Below are 19529 nucleotides of genomic sequence, written 5' to 3'. Positions count from 1 at the left end.
CATTCTATAAAAGGTATGGGGAGGCTGTTATGAACTATAATCCGCAGGATATAAACCGTTTGGAACAATCAGCGCAGTCAAAACAATTTTGGGAGAATAAGTTTATCCAGGAACAGGGAGAACGTATTTTTTTCGAGCATCACCCGTATTCCGGAAAATATGTAAAGAAAACGATAGAACTGAGCATCCCTGCAGAATTGACCCATGAAATTAACCGGATCAGCAGCAATAAAGAGCTGTTTGCCTATATTATTTTTTTAACAGTACTGCAAATCCAGATGTATCGTTATACAGGCAAAGCAGTCAGCATAAATGTGCCTATATTTCAGGATGGCTTTTCCGGAGAAAATTCGCCAATCAACCGGATTCTTCCTGTGAATATATGTCTGAATGACCAGCTATCCGTTAAGGAGGCAATTGGTTTATGCAGACAGGAAATAATGAGTGTGCTGGAACATCAGTATTACCCGCTCACAGAATTTAATCCTGAGTCTCATCAGTTCGTGATAGGAATGGATAATCTTCATACTGATCACGAAATTGCAAGTTCATTTACAAATGACCAGCTATTGGTATGGATAGAAAAACGGCATGAAAAGTTTTGTTTCAGAATTACCTATAATCATAATTATTACAAAGAAGAAGGAATGTTATCGTTCTGGTCACGCTATCTTTATGTACTGGAACACAGTATTTCAAATACAAATCAGCAAATTGATTCCCTAGCATTGTTATCTTCGCAGGAAACAGCAAATATAATTCAGTGGTCTACAGGAGAAAAAAACGTATATCCGAAACATTGTACCATACCGGAACTGTTTGAAAATGTTGCAAAAAGTGCATATGCAAAAACTGCTATTTTCGCTGAAAAAGAAACATGCCATTATGATGCATTGAATCAACAAGCCAATATACTGGCTCATTTTTTGAGGAGCCGAGGCGTAGAAAAAGGAAATATTATTCCTGTAATTTGTGATAAAAACACAGATACCATTGTAGCCATGATTGCAGTTATAAAGTCCGGAGCAGCCTATCTTCCTATCGACAAAGATTATCCCGAAGCCCGTATACAGTATCTGATCGAAGACAGCCAGGCAAAGTTTATTGTTGATGCGACCGGGATGAGTGACAGTTTTGGAGATTGGAAATGCACATTCGATATTATTTATCCGAATGATCGGAATCTGGATAGCACTCAAATACAGAATCCGGAAATCATCAACTCGCCAGAAGATATTGCTTATCTCATTTATACATCAGGGACAACAGGTAAACCGAAGGGAGTATGCATTACTCATCGTTCGCTTGCAAAAATGGTTTTGAATAATGGGTACATGGAAATTCAAGCGGGTGATCAAATGCTGCAGGCCGGATCATTATCATTTGATGCTTCTGTACAGCAAATCTGGCTTGCCCTGCTTCATGGCATTCCTTTGCACATGATCTCCAAAAATGTGCTGCTCGACTCGGAACAATTAGGTATTTATATAAGCAGGCAGCAAATTACCCATCTTATACTGCCTACCTCCTTATTTAACCAAATGGATATTTTGGCATTTCAATGTGTGAAGTATTTGATTGCCGGAGGGGAAGTCATCTCTAGCAAACAGGTTCATCGCTGTTTGGATGCTTATCCTGAATTACATATTATTAACGGTTATGGACCAACAGAAAACACCGTTATTTCCACTGCATTTCAAATGACAAACATATGGGACGAAAAGGAAGCTATTCCGATTGGAAAACCGGTCAGTAACTCATCTGCATATATTATGGATAAAAATATGCATCTGCTGCCTATCGGGGTGCCGGGAGAGCTGGTCGTTGGCGGGGATGGTGTTGCCTGGGGATATTGGAACCATGAACAATTAACCGCGGATAAATTTAAAAACAACCGTTATGTACCAGAAGAGCGTTTATACCGAACAGGGGATCTTGCCCGTTGGCGTACTGACGGCAACATTGAATTTCTGGGCAGAATTGATGAGCAGATCAAAATTAGAGGCTACCGGGTAGAATTGGGCGAAATCGAAAAAACGCTGACTGCTTATAAACAAGTGAAAGAAGCAGTGGTCATAGCGAAAAAAGACCAATCCGATGTTACACAGCTATATGGATATATAACAGGATTTTCAGCGGTTGCAATAGACATAGCAGCAGTTCAAGCTTATTTGAGAAACGAGCTGCCGGAGTATATGATTCCTTCCTCGGTAATGCAGCTGGAAAAATTACCACTGACACCAAACGGTAAAACAGACCGAAAAGCACTTCCCGAGCCTGATCTTGCTACAAAAACATCAGTATATTGTGCCCCCAGAAATGAATTGGAGCAGATGCTCGTTTCCGTATGGGAAGAAGTGCTCGGCATTGAGCCTATCGGTATACAGGATTCATTTTTGGATATTGGCGGCGATTCTATCCGGTCTATTCAGATTGCTTCAAGACTTCGTTCGCGTCAAATCCATGTGGGTGTCCAGGAGATTATGCAGTATAAGACCATTGCAAAAATAGCACTTCATGTAAAAGAAGCACATATTAGTTTACCTCAGAATGAGGTGGAGGGTGCAGTAGAGAAGACTCCTATTATTCGCTATTTTCTGGAATTCACACAGCCCAAAGCATTTCGACATTTTAATCAATCGGTCATGTTGTACCACCCAAACTCTCTTGATGACCAGATTGTTAAAAGCGTGCTCGAAAACCTTATAGAACACCATGATGTATTACGGATGATAATTGTAAATGATGGTAATGAAGAATTTTTATCTGCATTTGGTACAGAGGCGCAGTTGGAAATTCGTGCCTTTACCGACTCCGCTTTATTTTATAATTTCCAATCATTTGATTGGGTCAATCGAAATGATGTCGAACAACAGATTGCCCAAAAAGCAGAAGAAATGCAGCAGGCCATGCAGATTAGTAAAGGGCCGCTAATCCAGGTTGGTGTATTTCATACATCAGCTGGGGACCACTTGTTAATCTCTATTCATCATTTAATAGTCGATAGTGTATCATGGCAAATTATTCTGGAAGATTTTTATGCTGCCTACAAAACAGCGATGAAGAAAGAAAAATATATTTTCCCGGAAAAGACTACTTCTTTCCAAAAGTGGGCTGCCTCTCAAAAAGAATATGCAAATCAGCATCAAATGTTAAGAGAGCTGGATTATTGGCAGGAAGTTGTAGGAAAGCAAACTGCTATAAAACCTCGAAAAAATCATACGTTATTGAAAGATATGATTAGTCGGAATATAACTCTGAATACTGCAGCAACGGAAAAACTATTAAAAAAATCCAATCATGCCTATGGAACAACGATTAATGATCTGCTTTTGGCTGCGCTCGGATATGCTATTCAGCAATTTAACGGTCAGGAGTATCTTTCACTCATGCTGGAAGGACATGGACGCGAACCTTTAAAAGGAGAAATAGGAAAAGGAATCGACATTACCCGGACGGTAGGATGGTTTACAAGCATTTATCCGGTGAATTTGCAAATAACCGATCCTGATCTGGGCATGCTTGTTAAGCGGACAAAAGAAATTCTGCATCGTGTTCCGAACAAAGGGATAGGTTATGGCATATTAAAGCATCTTACTGACCCGGATCTGCTGAACAATAAGCTGTTATCAACGGGAACGGATATCAGTTTTAATTATCTGGGTCAACTGGATAACAATCGAAATGATCAGGAGATTATAATATCGCCTTTGGGACCGGGGAAACAGGCCAGCCCTGATCTTCATGTACAGGAAAATCTTCAGATTAATGGATTTGTAAAGGATCGGAAGCTGCAGATAATTATGGATTTTAATCAAGAACAATGGAGTGAAGCGGACAGAAATCAGCTCTCCTCCTTGTATGAATATTCATTGTATCGTGTAATTGATCACTGTACAGCAATGCAGCATACAGAAAAGACTCCTATTGATTACGGAATCCATGATTTATCACTGGAAGAAGTAGTGAAATTAAAAGAATATATTGTCGAACAAGTGAGTGCAGAAGCCAATATTGAGCATATTAATCGCCTGACACCAATGCAGCAAGGAATGTTTTTCACCGTGTCAGAGCAGGAAGATACCCAGGCTTATATTGTCCAGGGAGAATATATTTTAAAAGGTAGCATACAACCCATTATTCTCCAGAAAGCTTTTGACATATTGTGCGAGCAGCATCAAATATTAAACAGCGTTTTCGTGGAACACGAGAAACATCCGGTTCAGGTCGTATTATCCAACTGGAAGAAAGAAATAAGTCTGCTTGATATCCAGAACCAGCTTTATGCGGAGGCAACTTGTACTGCTTACAAACAATCACTGATCCAAAAAGGATTTAATGTACAAAAAGATCCTTTATTCCATCTTGCACTTGTACAAACACAGCCAGAAGAATTCCGTCTGATTATTACCTGTCATCATCTTATTTTGGATGGCTGGTCACACGGACGAATGTTAAAAGATTTACTGGATATATATATAGAGGCAGACAAAGGAAGCATAAAGACGATTTTTCCGGAATATGATTTTGCTTCTTATATAAAATGGTTGGAAGATCAGGAAGAAGATCACGCTCTGACGTACTGGCAAAATCATTTAAAAGATTACAGCCAGGACGTCATTCTTCCGAGCGAAAAAAATATAATCACTGAATATGTAGAAGGCATACACGAAGTTGTATTTACGGGGAACCAGAGTGACTATTTAAAGCGTGCAGCCCAGAATAACGCTGTCACATTGAATACGCTTTGTCAAACGGCATGGGGGATACTGCTGCAGCGATATTCAAACACTAATGATGTTGCCTTTGGTGCAGTAGTATCGGGAAGACCTCCAGAGATTGAAAATATCGAACAGATGATGGGCATGTTTATCAATACACTGCCGATTAGAATCATTTCTCAAGCCGGGCAGACAGCAATTGAGCTTCTGCAGGAAGTGCAAATCAATAATCAGAATAAATCCCCATATGAATATGTATCTTTGGCCAAAATTCAAAGTACTACACCATTAAAATATCACAAGCTGAATACATTGATGGTGCTGGAAAATTATCTGGACATTTCTTACGAAAATCAGGATGAATTGAGTTTTACCATAGAACGAATTGATGGAAGAGAACAAACTGCTTATGATCTGAATATTATTTTTACGTTAAAAAATGACTGGAAATTTACTATTATGTATAACCGCAATTTGTTTGCAGAACAGATCATCCGGCAGCTGGGAGACCATCTTCAACATATACTGCAATCGCTTATTGAATATCCGAACAGGCAGATTGAACAAATAAAATTAATGGATGTGGAGGCCTCCATTAAACTCATCAGTAAATTCAATCCGGTACATCATACTCCCTCTATTGAACGCACGCTGGCAGAGGTGCTGGAGGCGGAAGTGGAGCGGTGCAGTCAGCAGCCTGCCGTTATCTCCGGTAGTCAGCAGTTAACCTACGAGGAACTGAACCGCCGTGCGAATCAACTGGCCCACTGTTTGCGCCAGCAGGGGGTGCAGCCGGATGAACCGGTCCCTGTACTGTGCAGTAAATCCATTGATACCATTGTCGCTATAGTCGGTATTATCAAAGCGGGGGGCGCCTATGTACCCATCGATGACAGTTATCCGTCTGCCCGGATCTGTTATTTGCTCACCGACAGCCAGGCGCGGTTTCTTGTCGGCTCTCCCGGTCGGGGCGCCGAGCTGGGCCTGAATCACCTGCCTATCCACTGGATAGACCTATCCGGTGAACAGGTGGACCGCTCTCCGATACATAATCCAGCATCGGTCAACCGTCCGACCGATCTGGCATATATTATCTACACTTCGGGCACGACCGGCAATCCCAAGGGTGTATGTGTAGAGCAGCGCTCGGTAGTCAAGAACACCAAATATCCAAGCTACATGCAGATCCGGGATACCGACCGGATGCTGCAGGCCGGCTCCCTGTCGTTTGATGCCGCCGTGCTGCCAATCTGGTCGGCACTGCTCCATGGCATCCCGCTGCATCTGGAAGAGGATGAGCTGGTGCATGCGTTTCATGAGCTGTCTGCCTATATCCGCGAGTCGGGTATTACGCTGGCCGTACTGCCGACGACCCTGTTCAACCAGTTGAGCCGGGAGTACCCGGAGACTTTTGCAGGCATGAGATATGTGGTAGCCGGCGGGGATGTTATCTCCGCCAGTCAGGTGAGCCGGCTGGTGGGAGCCTATCCGGAGCTGCATATTGTGAATGGGTATGGACCCACCGAGAACACGGTCATTTCCACTGCCTATACCATACAGGGAAGCTGGGAAGAGGATCGGACCGTTCCGATTGGTCGTCCGGTGAGCCACTCCACCGCCTATGTCATGAATGAGCAGCTGCAGCTGCTGCCTGCCGGTATAGCGGGCGAATTGGTCGTCGGCGGAGCAGGGGTTGCCCGGGGGTACTGGAACCGGGAACAATTGACGGCAGAGCAGTTTGTAGTCAATCCGTATGTGGAAGGAGAGCGTCTGTACCGGACCGGGGATCTGGTGCGCTGGCAGGCGGATGGACAGCTGTCTTTTCTGGGGCGAATCGATCAGCAGGTGAAAATCCGGGGACACCGGATCGAAGTAAGCGAAATTGAGAAACAGCTGGAAGGCCAGGCAGCGGTCCGGGAAGCGGTGGTAGCCGTCCGAAAGGAGCCAGCAGGAGAAGCCGTGCTGTATGGCTATGTGGTCCGGGAGCCGGGAACATCGACCGATCTGGCAGCGATAGAGCAGGCCCTGCGGCAGGAACTACCCGGTTACATGATCCCTGCCCGGCTGATGGAGCTGGAGAGTATGCCGCTGACACCTAACGGGAAGATCGATAAAAAAGCTCTGCCGGAGCCCATTAAGGTATTGTCACGCGGAAATTATATCGAATCTTACAACACTATACAGTCTGCTCTTATAAAGGTATGGAGTGAAGTGCTATCTGTTCCTCAGGTCAGTCTGTACGATAATTTTTTCGAGTTGGGTGGAGACTCTATCAAATCTATACAGATTGTATCTCGGCTTCGAAAAGAAAATATTATGTTAAGCGTCAAAGACATTATGCAATATCAAACCGTCGAAATGCTGTCTCGTTATGTGAAAAGCGTTCATTCCGTGCCGGATCAGCAGGCAGTAGAAGGAAAAGTGGCTTGGACTCCAATTACTAGCCAATTTGTGAATGGAATACATGCAGAGACATTTAATCATTTTAATCAATCTGTAATGTTGTTCTCAAAGCAGAAATTGAACGCAGAAGCTGTAAGAAAAGTCATAAACAGGCTGATTCAGCATCATGATGCATTACGAATGCTTATCAAACAGGATGATAGCGGTCATGCTTATTTATTCAATGCTTCCATCAAAGATACGGATAACCTGTATCGCTTTGGAATGATGACACTTGAAGATAGCCCGGAATCAGAGCAATGTATAGCTGCAAAAGTTGACGAAATACAGGCTTCAATGAATCTCGAACATGGTCCGCTCGTGCAAGTTATGTTATTTAGCACTTCTTCCGGAGATCACCTGCTCTTTTCCGTACATCACCTCGTGATAGATAGTGTTTCCTGGAGAATATTGCTGGAAGATTTTGAGAATGGATATGCTGCTTGTATGGCTGATTTGGAAATTCAATTTCCGGCCAAAACAACCTCCTTTCAAAAATGGGCTAATGAGCAGCTGGAATATGCCAATAGTTCACAGGCACTCAAGCAGCTGAATTATTGGAACAGTGTTGTAACTGAACATCATCATCGGGACCAGTCAATTTCACCATCCGCATCCTATCTTGAAAATATGATGACACGCAAAATCAAACTGAATAAAACAGCAACGCAGAAACTGTTAACCGATGCACACAGGGCTTATCGAACAGAGATGAATGATCTGCTATTGGCGGCGATAGGGCATGGAATCCGGAAATGGGATAACCGGGAGCAGTTGACGATTATGATCGAAGGTCATGGCCGGGAAGAACTCTATGTTTCGGATGCTGCATCTGCAGACACGACACGTACGGTAGGCTGGTTTACAACATGTTATCCGGTCGTTCTGCATATTCAGGATCATAATCCCGGAGAACTGATTAAACGAACTAAAGAAAACCTGCGCCATGTTCCAAACAAAGGAATAGGCTATGGTATTCTTCATTATTTGACCGACGAGAAATACAAACATGGAATCGATTTATCGATCAAGCCTGACATCAGTTTTAACTATCTTGGACAGCTCAGCTACGGAGATACAGAGGATCAGTTTACAGAATCTTGTCTATCTGTAGGTACGCAAGCGAGTCCTGTCATGGTAATTGAGGAAGGTTTACAGATCAATGGCATGATCAAAAATAGTGAACTGCATTTTGTTCTGGAATTTAATCCGTCTGTCTGGTTGTCCGAAGATACAAATCGGTTTGCAGATTGCCTGAAGGACTCTCTTGAAGAAATTATTCATCATTGCGCAGCGACTGAAACTACCGAACTAACACCATATGATTATGGAATTCATGATTTGGATTTGGACGATTTTTCGCAATTCAAACAGACGGTAATCAGCCAAAAAGGAAATCATACGGTTATTGAAAAGTTGAATAAGCTGACTCCTATGCAGGAAGGCATGTTCTTCACCTATCTTCAGAACCAGGATACAGCTGCGTATATCCTTCAAACAGAAATATTCCTGAAAGGTACGATTGATCTGAAAATCTGGGAGGAAGTGTATAACCAGCTTCTGGCTCAATATGAGTCTTTGCGAACCAATATATTCAATCATTGGAGACATCCTGTTCAGGTCGTTACACAGTATGAACATCAGACTCTTAGGTATTATGATCTGTCGTCTTATGATGCGGAAGAACAGCAGTTTAAGTATGAACGACTGAAAAATAAGCGTATGGAACAAGGGTTTGTACTGGATAAGGATAATCTGTTCGAATTAAGAATGGTTTATCTGGGAAAGGAAAAGTACCGATTGCTGGTAGATATTCACCATATTATTCTGGACGGTTGGTCCAATGCTATTCTGTTGAATGAAATGATTACCAAATACAAAGAGTACTCTGCGGACGATGCACGTTATGTCATATCTGCTATGCCTATGGACAATTATCATCGATGGCTGTTTGATCAGGATCGAACGCTTGGTCTTCAGTATTGGCGCAAGGCACTGGACAATTATACCGGCGATTCACTAATAGAAGCTGATCTGGAAAGAAGTGAAGTATCAAGTCCCAAAAGAGGCGAAGTTCAATTTGAATTGAGCGAAATCACTTCGAAAAAAATCAAGCAGATTAGTTCAAAATATCAAGTTACGATGAATACGATTTGTCAAATGATATGGGGACTCGCCATGCAAAAATATACAGGTACACAAGATATTGTATTCGGGGGCATTGTATCCGGTCGACCTCCGGAAATTAATGGTATCGATCGCATGGTGGGTATATTTTTGAATACTATACCGGTACGTATACGTTCAGAACATGATCAGACCATTGTCAAATTACTGCAGCAAGTACAGGCAAATAATATTGCCGGTCAGCCATATGAGTATCTTCCATTGGCAGACATACAGCATACAACTACTGCCAAGCATAATCTGATTCAGACACTGGTCGTATTTGAAAATTATCCGATGGAAGAACTAAATCAGGCGATTACCGATACAAGTGATGCCAATTTTGCTCTGGAAGATATCCGGACAGTAGAGAAAACCAGTTATTCACTAAATGGACTTTTTTATATGAAAAAACAGCTCATATATAAAATTATGTATGATGCTAATCTTTATTCAGATCAACTGATGGATGAATTTGGAGAACGTTTGATGCTGGGATTTGAGCAATTGACATCAATTTTGGACGCTCCTCATACCAAGCTGGACAACATTGATCTGCTTACTTTACAGGAAAAAGAGGCTTTGATCGCCAAGCAGCTAAAGGAAGAAAAGGAATTCAAGGATTGGGACGAAACGGAATTTGATTTTAATATGAGTTGAGTGGGGGAGAAAATGTGTCTGATACTATTACAAGCGAAAGTCAGAAGCTTTATCTAATTGAAAAAACCAAATCATCTCAGCAATACTGGAGCCGTAAATTAAATGAGTTGAGTCCACAATCTTTTGAAAAGCTGATGATTTATGATTATTCCTTTGCTTCCGGATATGAACCTGACAGCATCGATATTTCGATAGACCAGTGTTTGACCGAAAAAATATTTAAAATGACCAGCAATAACGATCTGCTGATTTTTACTATATGGTTGGCAGTTCTTCAAATTCAGCAATATCAATTAACCAGGCAAAACCTTGTCAATCTGATTCCAACATATGATGGTGGAGAATCCGATGTATTACATGATGCAGGCATTCTTCCAATTACAAATTATATTCAACCTAATCATGCAGTGAAAGAAATAATTGGACACTGCAAAAAAGAATTATCTGAAGGATACAAAAACCAAGGGTATGCAAAAACCGGAAAAAATGCTCTCTGTTATGGAGAGCATGATATTTTACAAATTAGTCAATTTGGCATATGCATGAATACTGTACACAGCGTGGAGAGTATACAAAATATGTACAATCGTGCATTAAATCATATTCATATATTGGTGAAGAGACAGCATGATCAGCTAAAGCTAGAAATCACCTATAACGGATTGCTGTTTGACAAAAAACAGATAGTCACTTTTTTTGAACAATATATCCATTTAATTGGCGAGCTGATGGCTAATGTTAACGGTGAAGCAGTACGTTCGATTAGCCTATCGACTGCTCAAAAAAAACAGGTAATGCAAGAATTCAATCCGGTACATCATACTCCCTCTATTGAACGTACGCTGGCAGAGGTGCTGGAGGCGGAAGTGGAGCGGTGCAGTCAGCAGCCTGCCGTTATCTCCGGTAGTCAGCAGTTAACCTACGAGGAACTAAACCGCCGTGCGAATCAACTGGCCCACTGTTTGCGCCAGCAGGGGGTGCAGCCGGATGAACCGGTCCCTGTACTGTGCAGTAAATCCATTGATACCATTGTCGCTATAGTCGGTATTATCAAAGCGGGGGGCGCCTATGTACCCATCGATGACAGTTATCCGTCTGCCCGGATCTGTTATTTGCTCACCGACAGCCAGGCGCGGTTTCTTGTCGGCTCTCCCGGTCGGGGCGCCGAGCTGGGCCTGGATCACCTGCCTATCCACTGGATAGACCTATCCGGTGAACAGGTGGACCGCTCTCCGATACATAATCCAGCATCGGTCAACCGTCCGACCGATCTGGCATATATTATCTACACTTCGGGCACGACCGGCAATCCCAAGGGTGTATGTGTAGAGCAGCGCTCGGTAGTCAAGAACACCAAATATCCAAGCTACATGCAGATCCGGGATACCGACCGGATGCTGCAGGCCGGCTCCCTGTCGTTTGATGCCGCCGTGCTGCCAATCTGGTCGGCACTGCTCCATGGCATCCCGCTGCATCTGGAAGAGGATGAGCTGGTGCATGCGTTTCATGAGCTGTCTGCCTATATCCGCGAGTCGGGCATTACGCTGGCCGTACTGCCGACGACCCTGTTCAACCAGTTGAGCCGGGAGTACCCGGAGACTTTTGCAGGTATGAGATATGTGGTAGCCGGCGGGGATGTTATCTCCGCCAGTCAGGTGAGCCGGCTGGTGGGAGCCTATCCGGAGCTGCATATTGTGAATGGGTATGGACCCACCGAGAACACGGTCATTTCCACCGCCTATACCATACAGGGAAGCTGGGAAGAGGATCGGACCGTTCCGATTGGTCGTCCGGTGAGCCACTCCACCGCCTATGTCATGAATGAGCAGCTGCAGCTGCTGCCTGCCGGTATAGCGGGCGAATTGGTCGTCGGCGGAGCAGGGGTTGCCCGGGGGTACTGGAACCGGGAACAATTGACGGCAGAGCAGTTTGTAGTCAATCCGTATGTGGAAGGAGAGCGTCTGTACCGGACCGGGGATCTGGTGCGCTGGCAGGCGGATGGACAGCTGTCTTTTCTGGGGCGAATCGATCAGCAGGTGAAAATCCGGGGACACCGGATCGAAGTAAGCGAAATTGAGAAACAGCTGGAAGGCCAGGCAGCGGTCCGGGAAGCGGTGGTAGCCGTCCGAAAGGAGCCAGCAGGAGAAGCCGTGCTGTATGGCTATGTGGTCCGGGAGCCGGGAACATCGACCGATCTGGCAGCGATAGAGCAGGTCCTGCGGCAGGAACTGCCCGGTTACATGATCCCTGCCCGGCTGATGGAGCTGGAGAGCATGCCGCTGACACCTAACGGGAAGATCGATAAAAAAGCTCTGCCGGAGCCGGTTTTGGCGCCCCATTTATCTTCTCTTATTGTTCTTCCCAAAAACAAAACGGAAGAAATGATTATGGGATTGTGGACAGACATATTGGACGTACCTGTTCAAAGTGTACAAGTATCTTTTCTTGATCTTGGGGGTCATTCCATCAAAGCAATTACCCTTATATCACGATTGTATCAGGCATTTCACATACAAGTGCCCGTAGCCGTTGTATTCAATGAGCCAACAATTGAAAAGTTGGCATTATACGTGGATGCCCATAAGCATGAAACTACAGAGGATCAGCAATTCTATACCATCCCAAGCATTGAAGAAAAAGAATTCTATGAAACATCAGGTGTGCAAAAAAGAATGTTTGCCCTTTATCAAAATGATCCACAAAGCATCCATTATAATATGCCTGGAGTGTACCATGTGCATGGCCATCTTGATGCTGAGCAACTAAACAAAGCCTTTCAGGCCCTCATAGATCGTCATGAATCTTTACGTACCAGTTTTTTGGTTGCAGAACAGGGAAGTGTTCAAAAAATCAATTTGTCTATTCCATTTTTGCTGCCGGTTATCTATATAAATGATTCACTGAATCAATCTCAAACCGAAATTGCAACAATAATCAAAGACTGGATTCAGCCCTTTGACTTGTCACAGGCTCCATTGATTAGAGGAGGACTAATTCATCTAATAGATGCAGATATCCTATTTATGGATATGCACCATATCATTTCGGATGCTGTATCAATGGGTATTCTGCTTGATGATCTGCGTTATCTGTATGAAGGTCAGACACTTCCTTCTCTTTCTCTGTATTACAAGGATTTTGCTGAATGGCAGTATGCACAACTTGATGGAAAGCGGATGAAAGAACATGAGGCATATTGGCTTAAAGTACTGGCTGGAGAGCTGCCTATACTAAGTTTGCCTGAAGATACGAAGCGATTTGATATGAAGCAGGCGCTAGGTAAAAATATTACTCTTACCCTTGACAAGGATCTCAAACAAAAAATAGATGATTATATTCGTCCGATTTCTGTCACTCCATATATGTTTTATTTGGCAGTTTTTAATATTTTGCTGTCCAAGCACAGTGGACAGACAGATATTATTGTTGGAAGTCCTGCAGCGGCACGTATTCATCCAGGTTTAGACCAAATTGTAGGAATGTTCGTCAATACGTTACCAATGAGAAATCACTTGGATTATTCCACATCTTTCCATAACTTTCTACAGGAAGTAAGAGGAAATGCTTTAGAAGCCTTTGAACATCAGGAATATGACTTGATACAACTGATTGAGAAACTGGATATAAAAAAGGAAAAAAATCGAAATCTGATGCTGGATGTTCTATTTTCGGTTGAATCCATGGAATCTTCGGAAGCTGTATTCGGCGGTCGAGTATTCAGCCGCTACGATATGGATTATGACCTGTGCAAATTCGATTTATCTCTGGATGTGTTCCAGGATGAACAGGGAAAAGAAGATACCTTATTTAATTTCAATTATAATTCGGGGCTGTTCACTGCCCGGACTATGGAGCGTTTTACAAAACATTATATAAATTTGCTAAAACAAATTGCTGATAATCCTTATTTATTATTGAAAGAATTATCATTATTGAGTCAGCAGGAAAAAGAAGAACTGCGCTTATTCAACTCAGCCAAGACAGATGAAAATCAATATGAAACATGGCAGGTATGGTTTGAACATCAGGCGGCATTGACACCTGACAATATAGCCGTATCGGATGCTAGCGGAAATCTGTCGTATAAGCAACTGAATCAGCAAGCCAATCAGCTTGCCCATGCACTGCGTGCAGAAAAAGTACAACCTGGAACAATCGTGGCCGTAATCGCAGATCGTTCTGTATATACCATCGTTGGAATGCTGGCCGTTATTAAAGCCGGGGGGACCTATATGCCGGTGGATCCGGATTATCCTAAAGAACGGATATTGTACATGCTGGAAAACAGTCAAACAGATATTATACTTACAAAACAAAGCGATGCAGCACAATATTCACAGCTTGTTTCACGGTGTATTACCTATGATTCTATAACCGAAAAACCTCAATGGAATACCAATCCGCCAGTGGTCGGCAAAAAAGAAGATTTGATGTATATCATTTATACATCAGGAACCACCGGCAAACCAAAAGCAGTAATGGTCGAACACCAAAATGTAATTAACATTTCGCAGGGATGGATCAAGGATTACAGGCTCAAAGAAATGGAAGTGACTTTGCTTCAGCTAGCCAGTTTTTCTTTTGATGTATCGATTGGTGATATATGCCGTTCTTTATTAAGCGGAGGAAAGCTGATTATTTGCCCGGCCGAGACCAGAACGGATCCGGCAGCACTTTATCAATTGATACAATCCAATAAGGTGACTCTCTTCGAATCCACACCAGGATTGATTATTCCTTTAATGAACTATATTTATGAAAATCAATTGCCGGTAGACCATCTTAAGCTGCTCATATTGGGCTCGGATATTTGCACAGCGGCTGACTTTAACACTCTTTATTATCGGTACGGGGAACAGATGCGCATTATAAACAGCTACGGGATTACAGAAACAACGATTGATTCCAGCTTTTTTGAACTGAATGCCGGGGAAAAAGTGGAATCGATTCATGTACCTATTGGGAAACCAATGCAGAACAGTTATTTTTATATTTTGGATCAGGGATACAATGAACTGCCTCTGGGAGTATCGGGAGAGCTTTATATCGGAGGAGCGGGTGTATCCAGAGGATATATGAATCAGCAAAAACTTACCGAAGAAAAGTTTGTTGCGAATCCTTTTGTACCCGGTACACTGATGTACAAAACCGGAGATCTGGCAAGATGGCTGCCCGAAGGAAATGTAGAATTGATGGGTAGGATCGATCAGCAAGTAAAAGTAAGAGGTTACCGTATTGAACTGGGAGAGATTGAAAGCCTGCTTTTATCCCATCCCCAGATTGGTGAAGTCGCAGCCGTATTGAGTACATCCAATCAGGATCTGGTTTGCTTTGTAACCTGCACATCTTTATTGGGATCAGCTGAAATCAGAAATTATCTGGAAAAAATGGTTCCTTCTTATATGATTCCTTCAGCATTTATTATTTTACAGGAAATGCCTTTGACGTCGAATGGCAAACTCGATCGACGCGCATTGTCTGCAATGCCTGTGAATGTTCACGCAGCCGGATATGCTGCACCCCGTGATGAAGTGGAAATACTCATATCGGGATTATGGTCTGATGTATTGGGAAAATCTCGCATAGGTATAGACGATCCCTTTTTCGAACTGGGTGGACATTCGTTGAAAGCCATTACTCTTATTTTTAAAATTGCGGGCATATTTAATACACCGGTCAGCGTAACTGATCTTTTCCATCATTCTACTATCCGCAAGTTATCTGCATTTATCAAAGAAAAACGTAAATTGGAGTCGGAATCAAATCAATGCGGTAAGTTGTTAGAACCTATTCAACAGGCAGAACAAGCCGAGTTTTACCCTTGCTCTGCTGTACAAAGACGCCTGTATGCCATTTATGCTCAAAATCCTGACAGCACTGCATACAATATGCCTGATATTTTTGTTGTCGAAGGTAAGCTGGACTATAACCGTCTGCAGTCGGCATTTGATGCCTTGATTCAAAGGCATCAAGCACTGCGAACAAGCTTTCATCATATCGATGGAAAAATTATGCAACATATTCAGCGGCAGTTAAGTTTTCAATGTCCTGTTATACAATTGGACACATTGCAGTACAGCAATATTCAGCAGATAGTGGACGAGTTTGTAAAACCATTCCAATTGGAGAAAAGTCCTTTGATCTCTGCCCGGATTGTGGAATGGAACGGTATATGTTTGCTGATGATGGACACACATCATATTATCGGTGATGGCATATCCACTGCTCGGCTGTTGGAAGAACTATCGATTTTATATGTAGATTGTGATCAACCACTACCTTCTTTGGATTTAAACTATACAGATTTTGCAGTATGGCAAAACAGGCAGCTTGAACAAGGAAACTTTGAAAGTGATGAAAAGTACTGGACGAAAATGTTGAGCGGAGTACTACCACAGCTTCAAATGCCTGTAGACTTTAAGCGAACACCGGAAGGAAACACGGATGGTGCCCTTCTCCGGTTCGATATTCCGGCTGATCTGAGCGAAAAAGTGAATAAATCCCTGCTTCATTATGGCCTTACACCCTATATGTTTTATCTGGCTGCTTTTCAGATTCTGCTCTCAAGATATAGTGGACAAGAAGACATCATAACAGCCAGCCCCATGGTAGGCAGACCGGATGAACGTCTTTACCAAATAGTAGGCATGTTTTTGAATACAGTACCAATGCGAAATCAGGTATATGCGCATAAAACGATTCGTGCGTTTTTGAATGAAGTCAAAGAAAACGTGCTGGCAGCAGGCGAGCACCAGCATTACGATTTGGAAAATCTACTTTCTAAAGTAGAGGCGCCTTATGAAGCAGGGCGTAACCGGATTTTTGATACTATGTTTACCTTGCAAAATACAGACGACACTTCGTTTAGTCTGGGTGAGGCTGTATTGACCAGTTATTTGCATGAGAGTCGTACTGCCAAGTTTGATATTTCCCTATTTATGATCGCGGATAGCAATAATCATGTAAATGCGGGAGTTATCGAATACAAATCTTCATTGTATACGCCACAGACAGCAGGGCGCTGGAAAGAGCATCTGCTGAAGATTGTTGAGCAGATGATAGCGGAACCTGCTGGAACAGTAGGAGAAATAGATATATTGACACCCGATGAAAAAAGTACGTTCAGTATTTACAATCAGACTGCTGGGGCTTACCCATTATCCATTACGTTGAATGAACAGTTTGAACAACAAGTGAAAAAGACACCATTGCATAGAGCAGTTACCGGCAAAACATCGAGTTTATCCTATGAGGAGTTGAATCAGCGCGCTAACCAATTGGCTTATTTTCTTCAACAATCAGGGATTGAAGCAGACAAGCCGGTTGCCATCCTGATGGAACGGTCTGTTAACGCTGTTATTGCTGTGCTGGCTGTACTCAAAACAGGCGGCGCCTGTTTGCCGATCAGCATGGATTATCCGGAAAAACGAATTGAGCATATTTTAAAAGACAGCAGTGCATCTCTTGTATTGACCGACCGCGTTCATGCCTTACTGAAGCGTATAAATGTGCCATCACTAAATATGCAGGAGAATGAATGGCCTGTCTATCCAGCTGCCAATTTCCGAAGCAATCATACGGCTGAGAATCTGGCTTACATTATTTATACTTCTGGAACAACAGGTCATCCGAAGGGAGTTATGCAGACACATCGTACTCTAATGAATCTAGTATACGAACAGTATTATCACAGCGATATTGACTTCTCCGGTTCCGTTGTTCAATTTGCCAATATTGGATTTGATGTGTTTTTCCAGGAGATCTTTTCTGCACTTTTGGCAGGCGGAAATTTGTGCGTAATCGGTGATGAAGATAAAAAGGATATTCCGGTTTTATACGATTTTATTAGAGTACATCAAGCGCAGGTGCTATTCTTGCCTACAGCCTATCTGAAGTATATTTTTAGCCAGCCAGCTTACAGTGCAGAGTTCCCTGCTGAAATAAAACATATCATTACAGCAGGCGAAGCATTGATTGTATCTGATTTGTTGAAAGAATACATTTGCACTCATCCTGTGCAATTACACAATCATTATGGACCGGCAGAGACTCATGTGACGACCATATACACTATGGATCAAACAAATGCAGCAGCAGGGTCAGTGCCTATCGGAACTCCGATTATGAATCATGCCAGTTACATTTATAACCCGTCTATGCAGCTTCAGCCTGCTGGTGTTATTGGCGAGTTGTACATTGCCGGACACGGAGTAGCCAGAGGCTATCTGAACAACAAGCAATTGACCGACGATAAATTTATCTCCAACCCATCGGATCCGGAACAAATATTGTACAGAACCGGTGATCTCGCCCGCTGGAACAAAGAAGGGTTTATAGAATATATGGGCAGAGCGGACCAACAGGTCAAAATTAGAGGATACCGGGTAGAAATAGCTGACATTCAGCATCAATTTATGAAATATCCCGGTATACAGGAAGTAGAGATTGTACTGGAAGACAGTAGTCGCCTATATGCTTTTTTTGTAGCAGACTCAGCTGAAATAAATACTCAACATATCAAAAAACATTTAAGCAATGAACTTCCATCCTATATGGTTCCTTCACATATGATGCAGGTGGAGAATATGCCATTTACACTGAATGGAAAAGTAGATCGCAAGATCCTGATGCAAAGCTTTACAAAGAACAAAGCAAAAGAAGCAGTTCTGCAGCCAATGACCGGACTAGAGCAGCAATTACTGTGTATATGGCAGGATGTTCTTAAAACGGATGATCTGCAATTGGATGATAATTTTTTTGAAGTGGGTGGAAATTCATTATTGGTACTTACAGTATTATCCAAAATAGAAGAACTGTATCCAGACCAGCTGCGTGTAGCGGATATCTTTATGTATCCTACAATCGGTCGCCTGGCAGCTTTTATAGACATTCGTTCCCAGGCAAGCATATCAAAGAAAAGGGCCCAATTGTTGGGAACCCCACTGCCGGAATCGTATGCAGTTCATACCTTGCCAAACAATAACAATACTTCTTTTGAATTCACATTCGAAAAAGAAGATGAGATGCTGCTTGATCAGATTTGCGAAAAAGAACAAATCAATCTCAAACTGCTAATTTTATGTATCAGTTCATTTACGATGCACAAAGTATTTAAACAAAATGAATGCACGATGTACTACGGGAAAGATCAGACGGCCTTTATTACCCCATTGTCTTTTGATTTTGGCAGTATTGGCAACTTTACAGACTTGTTTTATAGCGGCCAGCAGCAATTATCCAGCATGGACGAAAGCCTGAAACTGGATATGCATGAACAGGAGACATGGCTGTCACCTGATAACAAGCTGGTAACAGCTATCCTGGATAATCAGGCAGTCATCCAATTCAAAACTATTACACAAAAATTGGATTTTGTTCTGTCTGTTGATTATGAACATGACGCATTGGTTGTCAAGGCATCATATCATCTCGGGAAAATACAAAAAAGTCAGGCAGCAGAACTTTTCCGCCATATTATTCATACAGCTACCATGCTTATAAACAAAGTGAAAAGCTGATGATCATTACAGGGAGGCATGC

Annotated in this window: 2 protein-coding genes; both read left to right on the top strand. The window is 42.7% G+C overall.

Annotated features, from left to right (window positions below):
• The first annotated feature begins 29 nt into the window (after window positions 1-29).
• Window positions 30-9989, top strand: coding sequence for an amino acid adenylation domain-containing protein (locus M1D61_RS11860; protein ID WP_458118713.1), 9960 nt, complete (start codon window positions 30-32; stop codon window positions 9987-9989).
• A 14-nt stretch (window positions 9990-10003) separates the two neighbouring features.
• Window positions 10004-19507 (top strand): amino acid adenylation domain-containing protein, encoded by a 9504-nt coding sequence (locus M1D61_RS11855; RefSeq protein ID WP_458118712.1) that lies wholly within the window; start codon window positions 10004-10006, stop codon window positions 19505-19507.
• The last annotated feature ends 22 nt before the right edge of the window (window positions 19508-19529 follow it).

The organism is Paenibacillus sp. Z6-24, assembly GCF_054161335.1.
This window is presented reverse-complemented; position numbering and strand designations above follow the sequence as displayed.

What these genes read in the sequence shown, in the direction of transcription:
- M1D61_RS11860 (WP_458118713.1), top strand. Translation starts at nt 30, where the DNA reads ATGAACTATAATCCGCAGGATATAAACCGTTTGGAACAATCAGCGCAG.